At 41.1% G+C, this 22,198-nt stretch carries 24 protein-coding genes; 15 read left to right on the forward strand and 9 right to left on the reverse strand.

Annotated elements, in window-relative coordinates; genetic code table 11:
* Positions 1-55 precede the first annotated feature (55 nt).
* Complete coding sequence (locus K1X76_03750; GenBank protein MBX7148174.1) at positions 56-1,588, forward strand: YifB family Mg chelatase-like AAA ATPase; 1,533 nt, start codon at positions 56-58, stop codon at positions 1,586-1,588.
* A 47-nt stretch (positions 1,589-1,635) separates the two neighbouring features.
* Entirely contained in the window at positions 1,636-2,130 is a 495-nt protein-coding gene (locus K1X76_03755) for a hypothetical protein (GenBank protein MBX7148175.1), read from the forward strand.
* A 2-nt stretch (positions 2,131-2,132) separates the two neighbouring features.
* Here K1X76_03755 and rpoZ read toward each other — a convergent pair whose 3' ends face one another.
* Complete coding sequence (gene rpoZ, locus K1X76_03760; protein MBX7148176.1) at positions 2,133-2,351, reverse strand: DNA-directed RNA polymerase subunit omega; 219 nt, start codon at positions 2,349-2,351, stop codon at positions 2,133-2,135.
* A gap of 84 nt (positions 2,352-2,435) precedes the next feature.
* Here rpoZ and K1X76_03765 point away from each other — a divergent pair, with 84 nt between their 5' ends.
* A complete protein-coding gene (locus K1X76_03765) occupies positions 2,436-4,043 on the forward strand; it encodes an NAD+ synthase (GenBank protein ID MBX7148177.1) in 1,608 nt (535 codons plus the stop codon).
* On the opposite strand, the gene K1X76_03770 is transcribed toward K1X76_03765, so the two are convergent.
* The 7 genes from K1X76_03770 to K1X76_03800 all read right to left on the reverse strand — a co-directional run bounded on the left by K1X76_03770 (position 4,040) and on the right by K1X76_03800 (position 9,851).
* Entirely contained in the window at positions 4,040-4,507 is a 468-nt protein-coding gene (locus K1X76_03770; protein ID MBX7148178.1) for a hypothetical protein, read from the reverse strand. The genes K1X76_03765 and K1X76_03770 overlap by 4 nt on opposite strands.
* Before the next feature lie 138 nt (positions 4,508-4,645).
* Positions 4,646-5,167, reverse strand: coding sequence for a hypothetical protein (locus K1X76_03775; protein ID MBX7148179.1), 522 nt, complete (start codon positions 5,165-5,167; stop codon positions 4,646-4,648).
* Positions 5,168-5,169: 2 nt separating this feature from the next.
* Positions 5,170-5,850: a hypothetical protein gene (locus tag K1X76_03780; GenBank protein ID MBX7148180.1), complete on the reverse strand. Its 681-nt coding sequence runs from the start codon at positions 5,848-5,850 to the stop codon at positions 5,170-5,172.
* A gap of 24 nt (positions 5,851-5,874) precedes the next feature.
* The gene (locus K1X76_03785) at positions 5,875-6,408 is read right to left on the reverse strand and encodes a hypothetical protein (GenBank protein ID MBX7148181.1); all 534 of its coding nucleotides are present in this window, start codon (positions 6,406-6,408) and stop codon (positions 5,875-5,877) included.
* A 2-nt stretch (positions 6,409-6,410) separates the two neighbouring features.
* Positions 6,411-6,683 (reverse strand): hypothetical protein, encoded by a 273-nt coding sequence (locus K1X76_03790; GenBank protein MBX7148182.1) that lies wholly within the window; start codon positions 6,681-6,683, stop codon positions 6,411-6,413.
* A 4-nt stretch (positions 6,684-6,687) separates the two neighbouring features.
* Positions 6,688-8,760 carry a type III secretion system export apparatus subunit SctV gene (sctV, locus tag K1X76_03795; GenBank protein ID MBX7148183.1) on the reverse strand — a complete coding sequence of 691 codons (2,073 nt, stop codon included), beginning with the start codon at positions 8,758-8,760 and terminating at the stop codon, positions 6,688-6,690.
* A 185-nt stretch (positions 8,761-8,945) separates the two neighbouring features.
* A complete protein-coding gene (locus K1X76_03800; GenBank protein ID MBX7148184.1) occupies positions 8,946-9,851 on the reverse strand; it encodes a rhomboid family intramembrane serine protease in 906 nt (301 codons plus the stop codon).
* Between the two features lie 107 nt (positions 9,852-9,958).
* Here K1X76_03800 and mtnP point away from each other — a divergent pair, with 107 nt between their 5' ends.
* The 8 genes from mtnP (at position 9,959) to K1X76_03840 (ending at position 17,867) form a co-directional block, all read left to right on the forward strand.
* Positions 9,959-10,825: an S-methyl-5'-thioadenosine phosphorylase gene (mtnP, locus tag K1X76_03805; GenBank protein ID MBX7148185.1), complete on the forward strand. Its 867-nt coding sequence runs from the start codon at positions 9,959-9,961 to the stop codon at positions 10,823-10,825.
* Positions 10,822-11,736 (forward strand): sugar kinase, encoded by a 915-nt coding sequence (locus K1X76_03810; GenBank protein MBX7148186.1) that lies wholly within the window; start codon positions 10,822-10,824, stop codon positions 11,734-11,736. The genes mtnP and K1X76_03810 overlap by 4 nt, the downstream gene beginning before the upstream one ends.
* Positions 11,737-11,780: 44 nt before the next feature.
* Entirely contained in the window at positions 11,781-13,139 is a 1,359-nt protein-coding gene (gene mgtE, locus K1X76_03815; protein ID MBX7148187.1) for a magnesium transporter, read from the forward strand.
* Positions 13,140-13,141: 2 nt separating this feature from the next.
* Entirely contained in the window at positions 13,142-13,882 is a 741-nt protein-coding gene (gene recO, locus K1X76_03820; protein ID MBX7148188.1) for a DNA repair protein RecO, read from the forward strand.
* Positions 13,883-14,038: 156 nt separating this feature from the next.
* A complete protein-coding gene (locus tag K1X76_03825; GenBank protein ID MBX7148189.1) occupies positions 14,039-14,965 on the forward strand; it encodes a TRAP transporter TatT component family protein in 927 nt (308 codons plus the stop codon).
* 21 nt (positions 14,966-14,986) lie between these two features.
* Complete coding sequence (dctP, locus tag K1X76_03830) at positions 14,987-15,997, forward strand: TRAP transporter substrate-binding protein DctP (GenBank protein MBX7148190.1); 1,011 nt, start codon at positions 14,987-14,989, stop codon at positions 15,995-15,997.
* A 53-nt stretch (positions 15,998-16,050) separates the two neighbouring features.
* Positions 16,051-16,599 carry a TRAP transporter small permease gene (locus tag K1X76_03835; protein ID MBX7148191.1) on the forward strand — a complete coding sequence of 183 codons (549 nt, stop codon included), beginning with the start codon at positions 16,051-16,053 and terminating at the stop codon, positions 16,597-16,599.
* Positions 16,596-17,867, forward strand: coding sequence for a TRAP transporter large permease subunit (locus K1X76_03840; protein ID MBX7148192.1), 1,272 nt, complete (start codon positions 16,596-16,598; stop codon positions 17,865-17,867). Before K1X76_03835 ends, K1X76_03840 begins: the two co-directional genes overlap by 4 nt.
* Here K1X76_03840 and K1X76_03845 read toward each other — a convergent pair.
* A complete protein-coding gene (locus K1X76_03845) occupies positions 17,833-17,994 on the reverse strand; it encodes a hypothetical protein (GenBank protein ID MBX7148193.1) in 162 nt (53 codons plus the stop codon). The genes K1X76_03840 and K1X76_03845 overlap by 35 nt on opposite strands.
* Before the next feature lie 133 nt (positions 17,995-18,127).
* On the opposite strand from K1X76_03845, the gene K1X76_03850 reads away from it, so the two are divergent.
* The 4 genes from K1X76_03850 (at position 18,128) to K1X76_03865 (ending at position 22,184) form a co-directional block, all read left to right on the forward strand.
* Positions 18,128-19,303 carry an acetyl-CoA C-acetyltransferase gene (locus tag K1X76_03850; protein MBX7148194.1) on the forward strand — a complete coding sequence of 392 codons (1,176 nt, stop codon included), beginning with the start codon at positions 18,128-18,130 and terminating at the stop codon, positions 19,301-19,303.
* 15 nt (positions 19,304-19,318) lie between these two features.
* Positions 19,319-20,146 carry a hypothetical protein gene (locus K1X76_03855; protein ID MBX7148195.1) on the forward strand — a complete coding sequence of 276 codons (828 nt, stop codon included), beginning with the start codon at positions 19,319-19,321 and terminating at the stop codon, positions 20,144-20,146.
* 10 nt (positions 20,147-20,156) lie between these two features.
* The gene (locus K1X76_03860; protein ID MBX7148196.1) at positions 20,157-20,939 is read left to right on the forward strand and encodes an enoyl-CoA hydratase/isomerase family protein; all 783 of its coding nucleotides are present in this window, start codon (positions 20,157-20,159) and stop codon (positions 20,937-20,939) included.
* A 105-nt stretch (positions 20,940-21,044) separates the two neighbouring features.
* A complete protein-coding gene (locus tag K1X76_03865) occupies positions 21,045-22,184 on the forward strand; it encodes an acyl-CoA dehydrogenase (protein ID MBX7148197.1) in 1,140 nt (379 codons plus the stop codon).
* Positions 22,185-22,198: the final 14 nt, after the last annotated feature.

Consider the following 22,198-nt stretch of genomic DNA (forward strand, 5'->3'; position numbering starts at 1 on the left):
TTTCACTCTTCACCCTTCACTGTCTTTTGGCACTAATTTTGAATAATACCTCGGCATGTTATCCAAGGTTTCATCAGCAGGACTTGTTGGGATAGAAGCTTATCCATTAGACGTGGAAGTAGATATTGCCATGCAGGGCATGCCTCAATGGCATACGGTGGGACTTCCCGAAAGCGAAGTGAAGGAAAGTAAAGAACGGGTTATATCGGCTATTAAAAATAGCGGATACGATTTTGCCCAGCGGAAAATAACCATTAACCTGGCTCCCGCCGATGTGCGGAAGGAAGGGACAGCGCTGGATTTACCAATTGCTTTGGGCTTACTGGCGTCGTCAAGTCTGATAACCAATCCTGATTTATCCCGTTTTCTTTGTTTGGGCGAGTTATCGCTTAATGGTGACTTGCGTCCTATAAAAGGAGCGCTCCCAATGGCGATGATGGCCAGTCCTCATTTATATACCGGAATTATTTTACCAAAGGTGAATGCGCCGGAAGCAGCCATGGTGGGAAAGGTACCGGTTTATGGCGTTAAACATTTAAGTGAAGCGGTAGAATTTATTGAGGGACGTTTACACTTAGCTCCCGAACCAAAAACTGAATTTAATAGTTTACATGCAGCACCCACGCCCGGAACGGATTTTGAAGATATTTGTGGGCAGTATCAAGCCAAACGGGCGCTGGAGGTAGCCGCCAGTGGTGGACACAATATCTTATTTTTAGGACCGCCTGGATCGGGAAAAACGATGCTGGCTTCGCGACTACCCAGTATTTTACCGCCACTAACTTTTGAAGAATCTCTTGAGACCAGCCGCGTTTATTCGGTTGTTTCACTCTTAAAAGAACAATCGCTTATGAGCGAGCGTCCGTTCAGGTCCCCGCATCATAGTATATCCGATGCAGGCTTGGTGGGAGGAGGAGGGTATCCAAGGCCAGGCGAAGTAAGTTTGGCGCACAATGGTGTTTTGTTTTTGGATGAATTACCCGAGTTTAAAAAGAATGTTTTGGAACTTTTGCGTCAACCGCTCGAATCGTCTAGCGTTACTATTTCGCGTGCGGCCACAAGTCTTACTTATCCGGCCCGCTTTATGTTGGTGGCCGCCATGAACCCATGTCCGTGTGGTTACTATGGGCATCCGCGTACCGCTTGCCGTTGTACCACATCAAGCTTACATAAATACAAAACCAAGTTATCAGGTCCTCTTTTAGATCGTATCGATATTCAAATTGAAGTTCCGCCGGTTTCATTTAACGACATGGTCAAGCGTGATGAAAAGCGGGAGACCTCGCTTGAAATTCGCGAAAGAGTTAATCAAGTGAGAGCCATACAAAAAGAGCGCTATAAAAATGAAAAAGTTTTGGTGAATGCTCAAATGACGGCGAAGCATTTAAAAAAATACGGAAAGCTCAATAACGAATGTCAGCAAATTATGAAAGGCATCATGGAAAAATTTCAATTATCGGGACGGGCGTTTGATAGAATTTTACGCGTGGCTAAAACCTTGGCTGATATGGAAAGGGTAGATGATATTCAAACGGCCCATCTCTTGGAAGCGGTACAATATCGTTGTTTGGATAGGCAGTATCTATAATTTTTTGTTTTTTTGACTTTTACAAACTCATTGTTTATGGTGACGATATGGTAAAAAAAGATCTTGAAAAGATAGAGCATTATAATGCTGTTTTACTAGAAGAAATGAATTCTAAGCTTAAATTTGTGGTGGAATATGTTCAATCGACGGATGAAAGATATCAGAAAAAAATTGATGAATTTAGACAGAAACATGATCAGGACATAGAAGATATCAAGCTGATTTTAAAAATGCATGAAAAACGCTTTGATTCCATTGAGTTTACTTTGGATTTACATGGCAAGTTACTGATTCAGAATGAAAAACGCTGGGATGAAAATAATAGACGCTGGGATGAAAATCAAAAACAATGGACTGAAAATCAGCAACGCTGGGATCTAAATCAAGAACGGTGGGAAGGAAATAACCTGCAGTTGCAGGGCATGCATCAATTACTTAATATTTTAGTAAACGAAGTAAAGGATATTAAATTGCATCTTATAAACAGGGATAACTATTTCCAGACCGAAATCAGCACCATTAAAACTCACTTAAATTTGTAAATTTATTCTTCAGTCGCTTCTTCTTCTGTGGCGCTTGCTTCTAAGCGACGCACTTTGCCAAAAGCAATTTCTCGGAGCGATTCAACGATGTTTTTGTTTTTGCTGCCAATCATGCGGTAAGCGCCTTTTTCAAGCTGACGCACGCGGCGGGAAGCCACATGAACTAACACAAAGCGGTTTTCAACATGTTCTAAACAATCTTCTACAGTAACTCTTGCCATAAATTCTCCAAAGAAAAAGGTAAAATAACTTATTGATATATATTATCTTTTAATTAAATATACCCCCTCCCGTCAAGGGATTTTATGAAAATTGCCCTCATACAGCTCAATACCCTGGTAGGAGATATTGCTGGGAATACTCAAAAAGTCATCCGCTCGCTTGAAAAAGCCCAAAAAGAGGGCGCCAAGCTCGCGATTTTTCAGGAGATGGTGTTAACGGGCTATCCGCCACGCGATTTGCTTTATTTGCCTTACTTTATGGCCCAGCACGAAGAAGCGCTGAAAAATATTTTGCCCTACACTCAGGGTATTGCCTGTGTTTTGGGGGGGATTGTAGTTAATAAGAACGTTGAAGGTTTGCCCTTATATAATGCCGCTTTCTGGTGTCAGGACGGAACGATTCGGGAGGTGGCGAGAAAACGCTTATTGCCTATGTATGATGTGTTCGATGAGAACCGTTATTTTGAACCGGGCCAAGAGGCGGTGGTGGTGGCGTATCAAGGCTATCATTTTGGCCTCAGTATTTGTGAAGATATCTGGAGAGGTGGTTTGTATTCGGTTGATCCTGTAAGTGAACTTAAAACTGCCGGCGCTCAGGTGCTTATCAATATTTCGGCGTCTCCTTATAGCTGTGGCAAGATTAAGGAACGGCGAAAAATTTTGTCTCAATTATCATCCAAATATTTTCTTAAAAGCATTTATGTGAATCAGGTGGGCGGTAACGATGAACTTGTTTTTGATGGCGGATCGATGATTTACAATGCTCAAGGCGATTTGTGTCATCAATCCCCATTTTTTAAAGAAGATACACAAGTTATCGACCTTGATCATCTTCAAAAAGTAGAATTAGTAGACGATGAATTGAATTCATTGGAACAGGCCTTAATTCTAGGTTTGAAAGATTATGTAAAAAAATGTGGCTTTAAAAAAGTTGCCTTGGGTTTATCGGGCGGGATCGATTCGGCTCTTGTTGCCACCCTTGCTGCTAAAGCTTTAGGAAAAGATCATGTGTTGGGGCTTATGATGCCATCCCGCTATTCCAGCAAGGGGAGTGTGGCCGATTCTAAAAAATTAGCCAAAAATTTGGGTATAAAAACAAAACTGTTGCCTATTGATGGCCAGCATAAAGCCTACGAAAAAAGTTTTAAAACAATGTTTAGAGGTAAAAAGCCGGATACCACTGAAGAAAATATTCAGGCCCGTATACGCGGTAACTTGTTGATGGCGGTTTCTAATAAGTTGGGGCACCTGGTTCTGACCACCGGTAACAAATCGGAAGTGGCTACTGGGTATTGCACGCTTTATGGTGACATGGCTGGTGGGTTAGCGGTTATTTCGGATGTTCCCAAAACTTTGGTTTACGATTTGTGTCGGTATATTAATCGTAAAAAGGAAATTATTCCCCAAACCATTATTGATAAAGAGCCATCAGCTGAGCTGCGTCCTAATCAGCGGGATCAGGATAGTTTGCCGCCCTATGAGGTGCTCGATAAAATCATGCGATCTTATGTGGAAGATTTAAAAAGTGAAGAAGAAATTATTGCCGAAGGCCATGATGCTGTAACAGTCAAAAGAATCATCCGCCTTATTAAACTTAACGAATACAAACGTCGCCAGGCGGCCCCTGGTTTAAAAGTAACTTCTAAAGCGTTTGGAGTAGGGCGGCGCTTTCCTATTGCGGCAAAATTTTAAACTTTGGTGGTAGCGCTTGCGCCTTGTTGTAAATTGCGAATCGCTTCTTCCATGCGTTGACGAATAAGACGGCGTGATTCTTGAGCACTGTTTAGGTGTTCATCTGCAATTGACACTTTATAATTTTCTGCTTCCGCTTTTTTAGATGCTTCTTGAGCTTTGACGCCATAATCACCAGCTTTTTTGTTATGAGGGTTAATTGACATAAGGCCCTGACAGAGCCCTTGTACAAATTTATTGGCAATAGTGAGTGCGGGAGCTGCAGCTGGAAAAATAATACTTAACGCTCCTAAAACACCACTTACTATATTGGCAAACATCCCAACAAAGAAATTAAAAAAGCCGCCTTTACCAATTTGATCCTGTTGTTTTTTTAGGAAAGCAATGTTTTTATCAAGCTCTACCATGCGTTTATCACATTGAATTTTTTTCATCAGTTGATTATCTTTTTTGATGTCACCCATGGCCTGGTCGGCCTCCCCTAAGAGAGTAACTAAATCAACATTACCGCTGGTTGTAGATGGAATATTCATAAATTTCTCCTTATAGAGCCTTTAAGCAGTCGTTAGACTGGTATTTGGGCTCATTTTTTCTTGTGTAAGCTAGATTTTATTCAAAGTCGAAAAAGACTGTTCAATTTCATTTAATATTTCCATAATGCGTTGGCTTTCCTTGTTTGTATGCTCGTCTAATTGTTGTAAGTGTGATGTGTCATCGGACATCATTTTTTTTAGTGAGTCGATGACTTTAAGTATTTCCTGACTTTTTACCTTGAGCCCCAAAAGCGCCTGTTGATTTTTAGCATCCTTAAGCATGTCCAATGTTTTGGTAAGCTCAATTTTAAATTGTCCCATAGTAACGGCTGAGAGCGGTTTTAAGAGAAAGTCAAAAACTTTGGTGACTACTCTTAAAAATTTAAAACATCCACCACCCACTGCATGGTGCATTTGTCTTTTTAAGTTATCAATGTAATCGGCCCGCTTATCGCGTATTTTATGTGCTTGTGAGGAAATTTGGGCCTTACTGGCTTTTTTGTCCTCAATATCTCCCTTGCCAAAATCAGCGGCCAGGTTATTGAGCATGCTTTCCATGTCCAAATTGCCCGTGGGGTTAATACTTGTCATAATTATCCTTTGATATTTCGCACGATGTTGGATAGACCTTCATCCTGTTTATTGATGAGATTACTTACCGAATCGAGAGCGATTTTACGTTGACTTGTAATTGACTGAAGGCTTAATGAGCTTATTTCGCTTTGTTCATTTAGACCTTCCATTTTTTGCTTTAAGGTTTCAATTTTGGTTTCGATATCCTTTTTAAGGACACTACAACTTTCGATAGTACTTGAATTTTTCATTTTCCCTGTTTTTTTGTCTTTTATTTGAACATATTTGATATCCGATTTTGCAGATTTTTCCATTAGCTTATCTTTTTGTAAATCATCGCTCTTATCTTTAGTTAGATGCCGATAGTCATCAGTGAGTTTCCCTTCACTATTAATTCTATAATCAGGATTTTTATTTACTAAAAAATTATATTCGTCCCCTGATACTTTAACTTTAGGATTATCCTTATCGCCGACGTTTTCTCTTCCCAAAAGAGACTGTAACTGCTCAATGTCTTTGCGGTATGCGCCTTTAAGAGTGGTTATATTTTTTATTTCCTTTCCCATGCTTTTTAGTTGAGCATCATAGTCCTGGACTAAAAGAAGCTGTATATAAATGAGGGAATCAACTCCCGAGAAAGATGAGCTATTTATATTTATTGCCGATAAGTTAGCGGTGGCGCTGCTGATATTGCTGGTCATAGTTTCTCCTTAACCACAGGGTGGCTAGTTTTTGATGTTCCTCACGATAGCCGACAATGTTTCATTGTTTGAGGCCATCATGTTGGATAATAACATCATCATGTTTTTACGTTGGTCCATGAGCGACTGCACTTTAAGCATGCTTAGTTCGTCCATGGAGTTTAAATTTTGTTTTTGTGTTTTAAAATTTTCGGATAAGGCATTAACGGATTCGGGGGTGACATAGAGTTGCCCGTCAACTTCTTTAAAATTCTCTTCTTTTAAACCCAGCTCTTTTAATTTTTCTTTTTCCTCGGCGCTTATTGTTAAATACAAAACATTATCGATGGTTTGTGGGGTGTGGGTTGAAATGGTGCCTAAATAATTTGTTTTTTCATCCAGAGCCTGTTTTTGCTCAAGGCTACTTTGTAAATCTTGACTCATTTGAGTAAGTTGCGTGTTGATGTCGTCTATTAATCCTGTAGCTACCGACACCTCCAAGTCATGATCCGATTTAAGAGAAGTAGAAGATGTGCCAGATGTTCTGCTAACACCAATATTAATGTTTTGTGTGTACATAGTTATACCCTCAGTCCGGCCATCATTTTTAAACTTTTATGACCGTCCATGTAGTGCCGGCTTTTTTCAACCGACCGTGTTTTTAAATCGTCTTTCATTTTTTCGTATTTCTTTTTAAAAGTTTCATCCTGCATATTAAAATTTTTGGCCACATACTCACGGGTTGCTTCAAAAAGCGCCTTTGGAGTTACACCCGCTTTTTTCCAAAATGGATGGTTTTCAAATTCTATTTGAGATTCATGTATCATCTTTAATGCCTTTTCTTCCGATTCCATTTTTTTAAACAACCCCCACTTGGCAAATGGCAAAGCGTGGGTCTAGTTCTTGAAACGACAACACGGTAATGTTTGGGAAATAAGCATCCAATAATTTTTTAACGTGTCGCCTAATTTCAAGCTGGGTTAAAATGACAAACTTTTTGTTGATTTCTGGGGTTATGCGGTCGAAACCTTCCGACACTTGCTTGATAATAGATTCAATGTTGGCAGGGTCTAATACCAAATAATTTTCGCTGCCATTTTTTTGAATGCCCGATTGTATTTCTTCTTCAACATTTTTATCTAAAAGCACGGCATGGATTTCGCGTCCGTTGGCATGCATTTGGGTAATGGTACGCGATAGACCAATACGAACTTGCTCGGTTAACGTTACGGGATCTTTCATGTCGGGTTGGCTTACTGCAATGGTTTCTAAAATGCGGCGCATATCTTTAACCGGAATACCTTCTTCTACCAGGCGTTTTACAACCTCGGTTAGTTTTTGCAGCGAGATATAACGAGGGAATACTTCCTTTACCAGCTCAGGATAATGCGCTTCGGTCATATCTAGCATGTGACGTACTTCTTGAATGCCTACAAATTCGGCTGCGTGTATTTTAAGTGTTTTGGCAATATGGCGCAGGAGCATTTCTTCCGGTTTTAAAGCATTAAAGCCCTGGTTTTTAAGCCATTCAATTTTATTTAAATCCCATAACCCAAAGCGTGAACCGTGTGTGGTGTTCATTTCGGAAGAGCCTTCGGTGTTACCGGCAACCAAACACGAATCGGGATACAAGGTGCCTTGATCAACTTCCTCTCCGTACACCAGAAGACTGTAGTGGTGCATCCCCATCGCTTGGGGGGAAGCGATGAGGCGCACTTCGGGGAAATGAATACCCATGTATTGTCCAAGATAGCGGCGCATTTTAGGCAGCATATGACCAAACAAATTTTTCCAGCGATCTTCCTTTGAGAATAAATTAAACAGGTAGGGGCTTACCATCACGCTAAAAGCAGATGCCGGCGCCGGGGCTATAGACTGATCATCTGTTAATTCCAGATGCGACTCAATGGGCATGGGCTCCTGTATTTTTTTATGGGCTATGTACAGGATGAGTAACCCGGCGCCGGATAAGAGGGCTGCAATGAAGGCAAAAGGAAGAAAAGGAAATCCTGGTAAACATGACATTACTAACGATAAACCCGAGGCTCCAATGAGTGTTTTGGGTTTTTCTAAAATTTCGCGGCCAATATCGGCTCCAAGCGAACGTGTATTTTTTTCATCGGCAACACGTGTGACTACAAAGCCTGCCGTGATGGTCATGATGAGGGCTGGAATTTGTGTGACTAAACCATCACCAATGGTGAGTATGGTATACAAGCTCAAAGCCTTACTTAAGCTTAATCCATTTGATAAAACGCCTACGGCAAAGCCGCCCAGTATGTTGACAAACACAATAAGAATACCGGCAATAGCATCGCCTTTTACAAATTTCATGGCGCCGTCCATAGAGCCGTAAAGTTTAGATTCGCGGTGTAAATTATCACGCGCTGTTTTTGCTTCTTCGCTTGTAAGAAGGCCGGCTCGTAAATCGGCATCAATGCTCATCTGCTTGCCGGGTAGGGCATCTAAGGTAAATCGGGCGGCTACTTCCGAAACGCGTTCGGCGCCTTTGGCTATCACAATAAATTGAATGATGGTGAGAACTACAAAAATTACAAAACCTACAGCTAAATTGCCGCCTGTTACCATTTCGCCAAAAGTGTGAATAATATGTCCGGCTTCACCAGTAGTAAGGATGAGACGTGTGGACGATACATTAAGTGCCATTCTAAAAAGAGTGGCAACCAAAAGAAGCGAAGGAAAAGTGGAGAGCTTCATTGGATTTCCCACCGATAAAGCTACAAATAATAATGTTAAGGTTGCCATAATGTTAATAGCCAACAAAACATCGAGCATCCATGAATGAAGAGGATAGATGAGCATCACAACCACAAACGAGAGCCCGCCAATTAAAAAAAGATGCGTAAAGCTTGAAAACCGGCTGATAATACCTTGGCGTATCAGGGTTGATTTTTCGGTCAGTGACATCATGATACCTTGTTAAAGCAAGGGGAGTGCCAACAGAAGAGGTGGATGGTGGATAGTGGATGGTGGATAGAAAAAGATGAAAAAACAAGAGCTTATGATTTTATGACTTATTGTGAAGAGTGGAGAAAATAAGGAAAGAGTCCGATGATGAGACTGGAGAGTCCGATTTTGAGACTATGGATGAGACTCTACTTGTGGCGTTTGATGATTTGGCCCGAACTTAAATAGCCCCACAACATTCCCATTGCTAGACCAACACCATGCACTGTATTGGCTACAGGCCCTAAAAGACCTGTAAGGCAAACAAAAAACCAAACAATCATCATCACCACAACCTGTTTATTTAAAATAATATGATAGTAGGGGTCGCATTTACCGCGAATCCATAAAAAGCCCAATAAACCATAGACCACACCCGACATCCCCCCAAAGGAGGGACCACTCACTAAAAACTGGGCCAGGTTAGAAGCGCCGGCAATCACCAGCATCAGAATAATATAATAGAGAGAGCCATGATGCTTTTCAATAATACTGCCCAAATCTTTAAGCCACATCATGTTAAATACCAGGTGTAAAATGCCAAAATGTAAAAAAATGGGTGTAAAGAGGCGATAAAAATCAAAACCAAGGTATTGAGATAGCTGTGTGGAGTAACTAATATAGCGACCGGCCTTTTCAAAATTGGTGATGTATAAAAAAGAAACCGGATCGGTATTACGCCCTAATTGACTGACCAGAGCTACTAAAACAGAAATACCTATAAAAGTTATAGTGATAGGCCCCCATGAACGGTTAGAAACAGCAAGAGAACGGCGTAAATCTTTTACTTCTTTTTCGTATTGGCGTTGCTCTTTAGCTTGAGTTTTTTCAAGGGCTCGTGCTGCACCCTTGCTCTTTAAATATTTTTCATCAAAGGGATTAAAAATATACTGGTTTAACTCGCTTGTGGCTAGGTCTAATTGACTGTCATTTAAAACCCATATTTCAAAAAAACTTTCTTCGGTACGCACCTGGTTTTCAATATCAAGAGAGGCCAGGTAATCGCTAAAAGTATGGGCCATTTCTAAACTTCTAACGCTTCCAATTTTACGCATAAAAATTACTCTTACATGTTATTCCAAGTGTATCAAGAAAATGTTGTTTGTACGGTTCTTGTTTTGCGATTGCAATTTGTACAGCGTTTGTTAAAAACTGTTTTCTTATGGCACCTCAAAAAGAAACTATTGGCATTATTGGCGGCAGTGGCCTTTATGCCATGAAAGATTTTAAGCTTACCAAAAAAGTAAATTTAAAAACACCGTTTGGAAAACCATCCGATTCCTTCATGTGCGGAACTCTTGAAGGGAAGAGCGTAGTGTTTTTGCCACGTCACGGAGTGGGGCATCGTATTAATCCTTCCGAAATTAATTTTAAGGCTAACATCTGGGGGATGAAAAAACTGGGTGTTACCAGTATTTTTTCGGTATCCGCTGTAGGATCCCTTAAAGAAGAAATTAAACCGGGACATATGGTGGTGATCGATCAATTTATTGATCGTACCCGTTTGCGACCGTCTACATTTTACGAAAAGGGAATTGTAGCGCATGTTAGTTTTGCCGATCCGGTATGCTCTCATGTGAGAGAAAATTTAATTACATCATCTCGTTCTTGCGGGTTAGTGACGCACGATAAGGGGACATATGTGTGCATGGAAGGCCCCATGTTTTCCACACGTGCCGAGTCTCATTGGTATCGTAGTCTTAATGCTTCGGTGATTGGAATGACCAATTTACAAGAGGCTAAACTCGCCCGTGAAGCCGAAATTTGCTACGCCACTCTTGCGCTATCAACCGATTATGATTGCTGGCATGAATCGGAAGAGCCGGTGACCACCGATCAAATTTTGGCTATTTTGCATCAAAATATTGAAGCCGCACAAAGTATTATTAAAACAGCGGTTAAAAATTATTCAGGCTTGTCCTCGTGTTCGTGCCGCAGTGCAGTGGCTCATGCCATATTAACAGATAAGAAAAAAATAAGCCCGGTGGCTAAACAACGTTTAAAACTTTTAATTGGGAGATACCTATGAGTATTTTAGTGGTGGGAACCGTAGCCCTGGATACTGTTTCAACACCTTTTGGTAAAATAGATGAAGGGCTGGGTGGTTCGGCCATGCACTTTGCAGTTTCTTCTTCTTACTACACGCCTGTTTCAATTGTTGCCATTGTGGGGCAAGATTTTCCTCAAAAACATCTCGATTTTTTAAAAAGCCGTAACATTAATATAGATGGTATTCACCGTCATGAAGGTAAAACCTTTCGCTGGACAGGTAAATATGACTACGATTTAAACAATGCCCAAACTCTTAAAACCGAACTCAATGTGCTGCTTGAGTTTTCACCAAAACTGACCGACGCACAAAAAAAGAACGATTTTTTATTTTTGGCCAATGTCGATCCCGATATTCAACGTCAGGTGATTGAGCAAATGCCGCGTCCCAAACTAATTGCCTGCGATACTATGAATTTTTGGATTGAAGGCAAAAAAGATTCTCTCTTAAAAACATTTAAGATGGTGGATATGGTTACCATCAACGAAGGCGAAGCTCGATTACTTTCCGGTGAAGCTAATTTAATGAAAGCAGCCAAAGCTATCATTAAGATGGGTCCTAAAACCGTGGTGATTAAACAGGGAGAGTACGGAGCTTTGCTGTTTCACGATAATCATGTATTCTCGGCCCCCGGATTACCTTTAGAAACGGTTATGGATCCAACGGGTGCGGGTGATAGTTTTGCTGGCGGCCTGATGGGTTATTTATCGCGTGCTGGTGAAGTGAATTTAAAAAACTTAAAGCAAGGTTTAATTGCCGGTAGCGTGATGGCTTCACTGAATGTGGAAGCTTTTAGCTGTGAAAGAATTAAAAATCTTTCCGAAGCCGATTTAAAAAACCGCTATGCCGAATTTAGGGCTTTAAGTCATTTTGAAGATTTAAGTTTCTGATAACTCAAACGCGTCGGACTTGTCCGGCTGGTTTGAGTCCGACTATGGCTCGTCAAACTATTCAGGGTATTTACGATACGGCCTTTAGGCTGTTGCGCCATCATGCTACCGATAATTTAAAAAAGCTTCTTTTTCGCCTGCATCCTGCAGATTTAGCCGATGTTATTCAAAAATTTACAGTTCACGACCAAGACGTGATTATTGGTCTTATTCACGATTATTCAAAATTGCCCGAAATGTTTTCCGAATTAGAAGGTGATTTTTTAAAAGAATATTTGGAACGTAACAATAACTTTGCCTGGCTTTCTGAAATTTTACAAAAGTTACCCTCCGACGATTTAACCGATTTGGTGGGGAAATTGCCCCAGGAAATGGCAGATGAACTTTTAAGTCATTTTCAAACCGAACAATCACAGGATGTAACCGGCTTGTTGCAATATCAAGAATCTACCGCGGGCGGACTTATGTCTACCGAGGTTTTTAAATTGGCCGAAACAATATCGGTTAAAGAAGCCATTTTGAGTTTGCAAAATATTTCACAGGTAGCCACATTTTTTTATATTTATGTGGTTAATAGTGTAGATCAGCTTACCGGCGTTATTTCTATTCGGCAGCTTTTTCAAAATTCTCCCGACAAACAGTTAAAAGATATCATGATTCGTGATGTGATTAGGGTTGGTACTCAAGAATCTCAGGATGTAGTGGCGCGTATAGTGGCACAGTATAATTTGGTAGCCATTCCGGTAGTAGAAGAAAATAATACTTTGGTTGGTGTGATTACTGTTGATGACGTGATTGATGTTATTCATGAGGAGGCTAAAGAAACAGCCCTTAAAATGGGTATTGTAGAATCGGAAGATTTAAACGAGCAGGGCTTGATAAAAAGTTTAACGCATAAAATCCCGTGGTTTGTTATTTTTTTACTGGGGGCCATTGTTAATTCTGAAATTATTAATCATTATTACAGTTTTTTACCTGCCATGGGTATTTTTGCAGGATTTATCCCGCTGATGTTGCGTATGGGCGGCATTATTTCACGGCAAAGTGCCACCATCATGATTCAGAGTATTTACTCCAATCAATTTAATTTAAGGTCTATTCTTAAAACCTTTTTAAGACAGGCTATCATTAACAGTGTTATTGCTCTTGTGGCTATTGGCATTATGGCATTTTACAGCTATTTTCGTTTTCATCAGGTGGGGTTATTGCCCTTAGCTATTGGTATTTGTTTATTTGCCGCTATGTTGGTATCGCATGTGTTGGGTAATACCTTGCCTTATCTTTTTTCTAAAATTAAACTCGATCCGGGTCTTGCTAGTCATTCGCTTATTAATTTTGTGCTGGATGTTTTGGTGCTGTTTATTTACTTTAAGGTTCTAATCGTCTTTTTCCAAAAAAGTTAAATATGAACTCAAACCAGATTACCGGTATTGTGTTAAAAAAAATCCCTTATGGAGATAGTGATTGGATTGTCACTATTCTTACCGAAGAGGGGATGAAGCTATCGGCTATGGCTAAGGGTGCTAAAGGTTCAGCCAAGCGTTTTCAGGGTGGACTCGATCTGTTTAGCGTTTTTCGTTTCATGATAAAGCCTAAGGGAGCTGATTTTAACTGGCTTGAGTCGAGCGATATGACTTGGGGTTTTGCGGGAGCAAGGCGAGATGTGCTTAAGTTTGCCTGTGCTTCTTATTTTTCTGAAATTATTTTGGAGTTTATGCAAGAAAAAGAAGAAATGCCTCACGTTTATTCTACGTTTTTGTCTTTTCTAAAAGATCTTAATACCGAATTGCCGCTCTTGCCTCAAACCATTCCCGTATTTGAACATCATATGCTGTCTTTGTTTGGCTATAAGCCAAGTTTAGAGCAATGTGTGGAATGTTCCTGTAAAATTACACCGGAACAACAGTATCATTTTAGTACCAATAGAGGTGGGGTCATTTGCTCGGTTTGTTTTCGTGGTAAAAGCGATTATCCTCTTACATATCAGGTAATCACAAAAATGATGGATGGTTTTTCTGGTGAAGCTTTTCCGGTTTGGAAAAGTGAAGAGGTGGCTCAGGCTCGTCATGTGTTAGAATATTTTTTGCAATATACAGCCGGAAAGCCTTTTAAGTCTCTCTCTTTTTTAAGCTCAATTCTTCAGTGACAAATTAACGCACTGCATCAATAAAAATAACGCAAGTCTTTCAGATTGTTGACAAAATTTAGAAATATTTAATTGACACACAGAGGGAATCAATTTACATCCCTAAAGTCATTAAAGCAGTTCTATCTATATATAAGGGGTCTGAAGGAGCGAAAAATGCCACAATTTGTTAGAGGAAAGGTAGCTAGCGCCTTTATCCTTATTTTATCCGTTTATCTTTTTGCTAATTGTACTCCCAAACAAATCGCGTCTGATATCACGTCGCAAATTATGAGAAGTGGGGCTCCTGCTTTTGAAATGGAGTCGGATGTTGATATTGCCGAAACATCTGGGCTTACCATGATTAAAATGATGGAAGCTTTCCAGCATGATAATCCCAACAATAAAAATTATCTCATACTTCTCTCTCGTTCTTATGCCAACTATGGTTTTGGTTTTTTAGAATGGAACATGCTCAAGTATAAAAGCGTGGATGAAGGCAAAAGAGCTTTAAATGAAAGCCGTGCTAAACAATTTTATGCCAAAGGTAAGGCTTATGGCTTGCAATTGTTAACCCGCAATAGTGCTTTTGAAGGAACACTTAAAAAGGATATGGATTCTTTTAAGAAAGCGTTAAAAGGCATGGGAAGAGGGTCGCTAGAACCTTTGTTTTGGACCGCATTAAATTGGGGTAGTTACATTAACCTTAATAAAGATTCGCCGCTGGCCATTGCCGAATTTCCCCGTGCCGAAGCCATGATGCAGCGTGTTTATGAAATTGACGAAAATTTTTATTATGGTGGTCCCTTGCTCTTTTTTGGGGTCTCTTTTGGATCGCGTCCTACCATGTTTGGTGGTAATCCCCAAAAATCGAAAGAATTTTTTGAAAAAGCCTTAGCGGCTTATAAACGTAAATTTTTGATGACGCAGGTGTTGTATGCACAAACATACTGTGTCCAAAACCAGGATAAAGCCATGTTTGAAACTCTACTCAACGAGGTTTTATCTACCGATGCTGCCGTGCTTCCCGAAGCAAGGCTTGCCAACGAAATAGCCAAGCAAAAAGCGGCTTGGCTTTTGTCCCACGAAAATCAATATTTTTAACCCCATCTATAAGGAGATTGTATGAAATCGTTTTCATTAAAATTATTAACTTTGGCACTTGTAAGCGCCGGGTTTATAGCCTCTTCCAGTGTTCAAGCGGCTCCCTGTGCTGCGCCTTCAACCGTTCTTAAATTAGCAACTGTAGCTCCCGAAGGAACCACTCTTTATAAAGGGCTCATGAATGTTAAAACAGCCATCAATACTCAAACTGAAGGTTGTGTGGATATTCAAATTTTTGCCGGTAGCGTTCAGGGTGATGAAAAAGACGTGATCCGTAAAATCCGTATTGGTCAGCTTGATATTGCGGCCTTAACCGGTGTGGGTTTAGGAGATATTGTTCCCGAAGTACGTGTTTTAGAATTGCCCTTCCTCTTTAAAACAGAAGCACAGGTAAATTCGGTATACGCGGCTATGCGCCCATATTTTGATAAAGCCTACGAAGCTAAAGGCTTCAAACTGATGGGCTGGGCTGGTATTGGTTTTATCCAAATTTTCTCTAACAAATCTATTACCAAAAAAGCCGACATGAACGGCGTTAAAATGTGGATGTGGGAAGGTGATCCTTTGGCTCAGGCTATGTATGAATCGTTAAAAGTGGTTCCTGTGCCCTTGGCTTTACCCGATGTGCTATCGTCTCTTACCACTGGCCTTATTGATGGCGCTTATGGTCCTGGTTTAGGTGCTATTGCTCTTCAATGGCATACCAAGGTAAAATATATGACCAAAGTCGATTTAAGCTACGGCAGTGGTGGTTTGGTTATTTCAAATGCAGCTTGGGCTAAGTTAAATCCGTCTCAACAGACTATTGTTAAAAATGTAATTGATCAAGAAGCTGCTAAGCTTACAACACAAACCAACATTGATAGCGCTCAATCGGAACAAATTTTACAGGCTAGCGGTATTCAAATTGTACAATTGGATCCAGCTTCTAAAACCGAATTGGAAGGTATCAGCAAAGAAGTTCAAGCCAAACTGGTTGGCAAACTGTATTCGCAGGAACTCCTAAACCAGGTTTTAGCTTTAATTAAATAATTTAAATTAGCGAATAGAGGGGCGGTTTATCCGCCCCTCACTCGTTTTATTGTATGAAAGCTCTTTTCTTTATTGATAAGCTTCTTTTAAAAATTGAAGCCTCGCTTCTTAATATCATTCTTATCACCATGCTCGCTTTTGCCAGTACCCAAGTAATTTTACGAAATTTTTTTGATACCGGCATTGAATGGGGCGATGTTTTTGCCCGTCATTTGGTTTTAGTGCTTTGCTTTTTTGGAGCCACTATTTCTACAAAGGAAGATAAACACATCCGTATTGATGCATTGTTAAAAGTGATTAGTAAACGTTGGTTGCCTTTGGTGGAGTTTTTTGTGTCGGTTTTTTGTATTATTGTGAGCTTTTTACTGACTCTGGCGGCTCGCAAATTTATGATGGATGAAAGAATGGCCGATACCGTTTTGTTTGGTAAAGTGAAAACCTGGTATTTTTTAACCGTGATGCCAATTGGCTTTTCTATTATCACTTTTCGTTTTTTTATTAAAACCGTTGAAAGTTTATTCGCCTTAACCGGAAAAAAGGCTGATTTGAAAAAACTCGAGAATTCCGAACTCGATATATCCGTGAATATCAATATAAAATGAGCTCAACAATAATATTTAGCGTTGTGGCCCTTTTAGGGGCTCCCTTATTCATCATTTTTGGTGCGGTGGCGCTCTTGTCATTTTCGCAGGCAGGGATAGATACCTCGGCGATCATGATTGAGTTTTACCGTATGGCAGCAGCGCCCACACTCATTACTATCCCACTTTTTACTTTTGCTGGTTACATGATGGCCGAAAGTTCTACTCCTAAACGCTTGGTAAACCTCACTCAGGCTATTATAGGTTGGATGCCAGGCGGTTTGGCTGTTGTTACCTTGCTTGCTTGTGCATTTTTTACAGCATTTACCGGTGCCAGTGGCGTTACTATAATTGCTTTGGGTGGTTTGCTCTATCCTATTTTGCTCAAAGAAAAATATGATGATAAGTTTAGCATGGGTTTAGTGACCAGTTGCGGTAGCTTGGGTTTACTTTTTCCTCCCAGCTTGCCCATTATTTTATACGGTTTAGTAGCCACTGTTAGTATCGACAAATTATTTTTGGCCGGTATTTTACCGGGACTGTTATTGATTATGGTGTTAGGTGCTTACAGCATTTACATGGGGCACAAGTCGGGTGTTCGCCGTGTTCCCTTTGAATTTAGTAATTTGGGTAAGTCTATTAAAGAAGCAATCTGGGAAATACCTTTGCCCATTATTATTTTGGTGGGCATTTACGGTGGCATTATTACCGCCTCCGAAGCGGCTTCGGTAACAGCCTTATATGTATTTATTGTTCATGTTTTTATCTATCGTGATCTTAAAATTTTTACCGACATCCCGCGTATTATTCGTGAATCGATGGTGCTGGTGGGTGGTATTCTCATCATTTTGGGTGTGGCCTTGGGGATGACGGGTTATATTGTAGATGCTCAAGTTCCGTTTAAAATTTTCAATTGGGTAAGCCAATACATTAGTTCTCAATTCATGTTTTTGGTGTGCCTCAATCTATTTTTGTTGGTGGTGGGTTGTTTAATGGATATTTTCTCGGCTACCATTGTGGTGGTGCCCATTATCACACCCATTGCTTACAAGTATGGTGTAGATCCCATTCATTTGGGGATTATTTTCTTAACTAATTTAGAAATTGGTTATTTAACTCCGCCGGTGGGGCTTAATCTGTTTATCTCGTCTTTCCGCTTTAAAAAGCCCATTTTTGAATTGTATCGTATTGCGATACCTTTTCTTATTTTACTTATTTTTTGTTTGATGATTATTACCTACGTGCCTTGGCTTTCTACATATTTGGTGAGTGTTGTGGGAGTGAAGTAGACGTATTGGGTGAAATACTTTTAAGATAATGGAAGAGGGGAATAGAAACCCCTACCATGGCTACAATAAGCCCTATTACTATAATTAATTCTTTAATGGTCATGCCGTTTTGGTTGATTTTTTTCATGTGACCAGAATATAGCGAACCGTTTTAAAACATCAAATAAATTCGCCGTACTTCCCGTTGACACACCTCTTTGTGTTTGTTACATCTCACTCTCAAATTTTTAATTTTATTATTTTAGACTAATGGAGGTTTTATGCGTGATGTTGTGATTGTAGGCGCCGCCCGTACACCGGTTGGCAGTTTTATGGGTTCTCTTTCGTCTCTTACTGCTCCTCAACTAGGTGCTATTGCTATTAAAGAGGCTGTTAAACGGGCCGGAATTAAACCCGAACTTGTGGAAGAAGCCATCATGGGTAACGTACTGACGGGTGCTGTTGGTCAATCGCCGGCTCGTCAGGCTATTTTAGGTGCCGGCCTTCCTAAAGAAGTATCGGCATTAACCATTGGTAAAGTGTGTGGCTCGGGTTTAAAAAGCGTGATGCTCGCTGTTCAGGCTATTAAATCGGGCGAAGCCGATTGTGTGGTGGCTGGTGGCATGGAAAGTATGTCGAAGGCCCCTTATGCTTTAACCGAAGCCAGAGCCGGCCTGCGCATGGGCCATGGCAAGATGATTGATACCATGATCCACGATGGTTTGTGGGATCCGTATAATAATGTGCACATGGGCAACTGCGCCGAAAAATGCGCTAAAGAATATAATGTGACACGCGAAATGCAGGATGCTCATGCGGCCGAATCGTACCGTCGGGCTCAAAAGGCAGTAAAAGAGGGTGTGTTTAAAGACGAAATTGCTGCTGTTACCATCTCTTCCAAAAAAGGTGATGTGGTGATTGATAGCGATGAAGAACCGGGTAAGGGTAGTATCGATAAATTAGCTACGCTGCGTCCTGCTTTTGATAAAGAAGGCACAGTTACTGCCGGTAATGCCTCTAGCATCAACGACGGTGCTGCGGCTCTCGTTCTCATGAGTGCCGATAAAGCTAATGAATTGGGTTTAAAACCCCTCGCTAAAATTGTAGCGAGCGCGCAAGCCAGCATAGAACCCGTATGGTTTACCATGGCTCCCTCTGTGGCCATGGAAAAAGCTTTGGAAAAGGCCAAACTCAAAGCCTCCGATATTGACTTATGGGAAGTGAACGAAGCCTTTTCGGTTGTGGCTGTAGCGAACAACAAAAAAATCGGTATTCCAGATGACAAAGTAAACGTGAACGGTGGCGCGGTGGCTATTGGTCATCCCATTGGTGCAAGTGGTGCCCGTATTTTGGTAACGCTTTTATACGCTTTAAAAGCCCGCAATGCAAAACGCGGATTGGCATCTTTGTGTATTGGTGGTGGCGAAGGTGTAGCGCTTATTGTTGAACGCGTATAAAAGAAAGGCATTTTCATGCCTCAAAAACTCATCGGCATTTTGGGTGTTCATCCGGCGCTTACGCTTTTGGCCAAAGCTTGCGCTTTGCATGGATATTCCGTGCTGTGGGTAGATGCCGATAAAAACGCACTCGAAAAAAGTATCACAGCTCTTAAAAATTCATTTGATGACGGTAATAACTTAAGCATACAGGGCTTATCGGCTAAAGATGAATGTTTGGCGCGTATTCAGTTGTCGCTGGATATGAAAGCCCTGAGTGAAGCCAGTTTTATTTTGGCATCATCTGATGCGCCTGTTAACGAACTAGTCACTACAACACCGCTTGCCTTTATCGATAGCGATATTGGCACTACAAGTCTTGCTCATAGTCTTAGTTCTCCCGAACGTGCTTTAGGTTTTTTTCCGGTTATTTACGAGAATCAAATTAAACTTGTAGAAATGATTCGTGCCGTTAAAACCAGCGATAACACGCTTCAGCTTTTTGGTAATTTTTTAAAAGAGCTAAAACTGGATACCATTTATGTACACGATTTTACCGGTTCTGTATTTGAACGTGTGGTGTATGCCGGTATTAACGAGGCTATTCAGGTTTTATACGAGGGAATTACCAGTGCCGAAAGCATTGACAGGGTGGTGAGTGTTGGGTTATCCCATCCTATCGGCCCCTTAAAACTGGCCGATTTATTAGGCTTGGACAGGGTTAAAAAGCGTTTGGAAAATTTGTTCACCGCTACCGCCAATCCCAAGTTTTTGCCGTCGCCTTTACTCACCAAATTAACCGAAGCCGGTTTTACGGGAGTAAAAGCCGGACGAGGTTTTTATCAGTATAAATCATCCCTCTGAAAGGACATTTATGAGTTTTGAAACTTTATTAGTAGAAATAAACGAAGGCATTGCCACGGTTCAGGTAAATCGTCCCAAGGCGCTTAATGCTATCAACCGCCAAGTACTTATTGATTTAGGCAACGCTTTTAAACAGCTGGAAGGTGATTCAAATGTAAAAGGTATCATCTTAACCGGTAACGGCGATAAAGCTTTTGTGGCTGGTGCCGATATTGTGAGTATGCAGAATATGACGGTTCTTGAAGCAACAGAATTTGGCAAGTTAGGTCATGACACCATGAAGACTATCGAAAACTGCGGTAAGCCCGTGGTTGCTGCTGTTAACGGTTTTGCTTTAGGTGGTGGTTTGGAACTGGCTCTCTCGTGCGATTTTATCTATGCCTCAAGCACCGCTAAATTGGGTTTACCTGAAGTTAACTTGGGAATTTTCCCTGGCTTTGGTGGTACTCAGCGTTTGTCGCGCTTGATCGGTAAAAACCGTGCTAAGGAACTCGTTTACACCGCTAAAATCATCTCGGCAGAAGAGGGGCTTAATATTGGTATTGTAAACAAAGTATCCGCTCCTGAAACTTTATTGGCCGATGTTAAAGCCACCTTATCTACAATTTTAACTAAAGGTTTAGTGGCTATCCGCTTAGCTAAGAAAGTGATGAATGAAGGAACGGATTTAGATTTAGCCAGTGGTTTGGCGATGGAAGAAAATACTTTCCCGTTAACATTCTCCACCGACGATAAAAAAGAAGGTGTAGCGGCGTTTATTGAAAAGAGAAAAGCTAATTTTACGGGAAAGTAAGAATAACCCACCCTGTCCCTCCTTTAATCTAAGGGAGGGGACCTTCTTACTCTCCCCCTTAAGTTAAGGGGGAGTGGGAGGGGGTTACAACGCATAAGGAAAAATATGAACTTTGAACTTTCTGAAGAACAAACAATGATTCAAAAAATGGCACGCGATTTTGCGCAAAAAGAACTCGCGCCTTTAGCTGCCGAACGCGATGAAAAAGCGGAATTCCCTACATCTTCACTTCCTAAAATGGCGGAGCTGGGTTTGATGGGCATGATGGTTCCTGAACAATGGGGCGGAGCAGGGCTCGATATGCTCTCATATGTATTAGCTTTAGAAGAAATTTCGGCCGCTTGTGCCTCTACCGGTGTTACCATGTCGGTGAATAACTCACTCTACTGCGGACCCATCACACGTTTTGCCAATGACGAACAAAAGAAAAAGTATTTAACACCCTTTGCTCAAGGTCAAAAACTGGGAGCGTATTGCTTGTCGGAACCAGGTACCGGTTCGGATGCAGCTAACCAGCAAACAACCGCTGTTGATAAAGGCAGCCATTATCTTTTAAATGGTACCAAAAACTTTATCACCAACGGGCCTCATGCAGATGCCATGGTGGTGTTTGCCATGACTGATAAATCTAAAAAGCATAAAGGCATTTCGGCTTTTATTGTAGATAAAAACTTTAAGGGTTTCTCGGTAGGTAAAGTTGAAAAGAAACTTGGTATTCGTGCTTCGGCTACCTCGTCCATCGTTTTAGAAAACTGCGAAGTTCCTAAAGATTGCCTCTTGGGTGAAGTTGGCCAGGGTTTTACTATTGCCATGAATACGCTCGATTACGGTCGCATTGGTATTGCCACCCAGGCGTTGGGTATTTCGCGCGCGGCTATTGAAGCGGCGGTAAAATACGCCAAAGAACGCGAAGCCTTTGGGCAATCCATTTCTAATTTTCAGGCCATCCAATGGATGATTGCCGATATGACCACACGTTTTGAAGCCTCGCGCATGCTCACTTATAAAGCGGCCGAGCTTAAGCAGGCCGGTAAACCTGCCAGTGTAGAAGCGTGTCAGGCCAAACTTTTTGCCTCGGAATCGTCAAACTTCATCACCAATAAAGCCGTGCAGATACACGGTGGTTATGGCTATTGCCGTGAGTATCCCGTAGAACGTCTCTTGCGTGATGCTCGTATTACCGAAATTTACGAGGGAACTTCCGAAATTCAGCGTTTGGTGATCGCAAAGAATACGTTAAAGTAACCCCCTCCCGTCCT

It is taken from the genome of bacterium (assembly GCA_019695305.1).
GTDB lineage: Bacteria > UBA10199 > UBA10199 > UBA10199 > JAIBAG01 > JAIBAG01.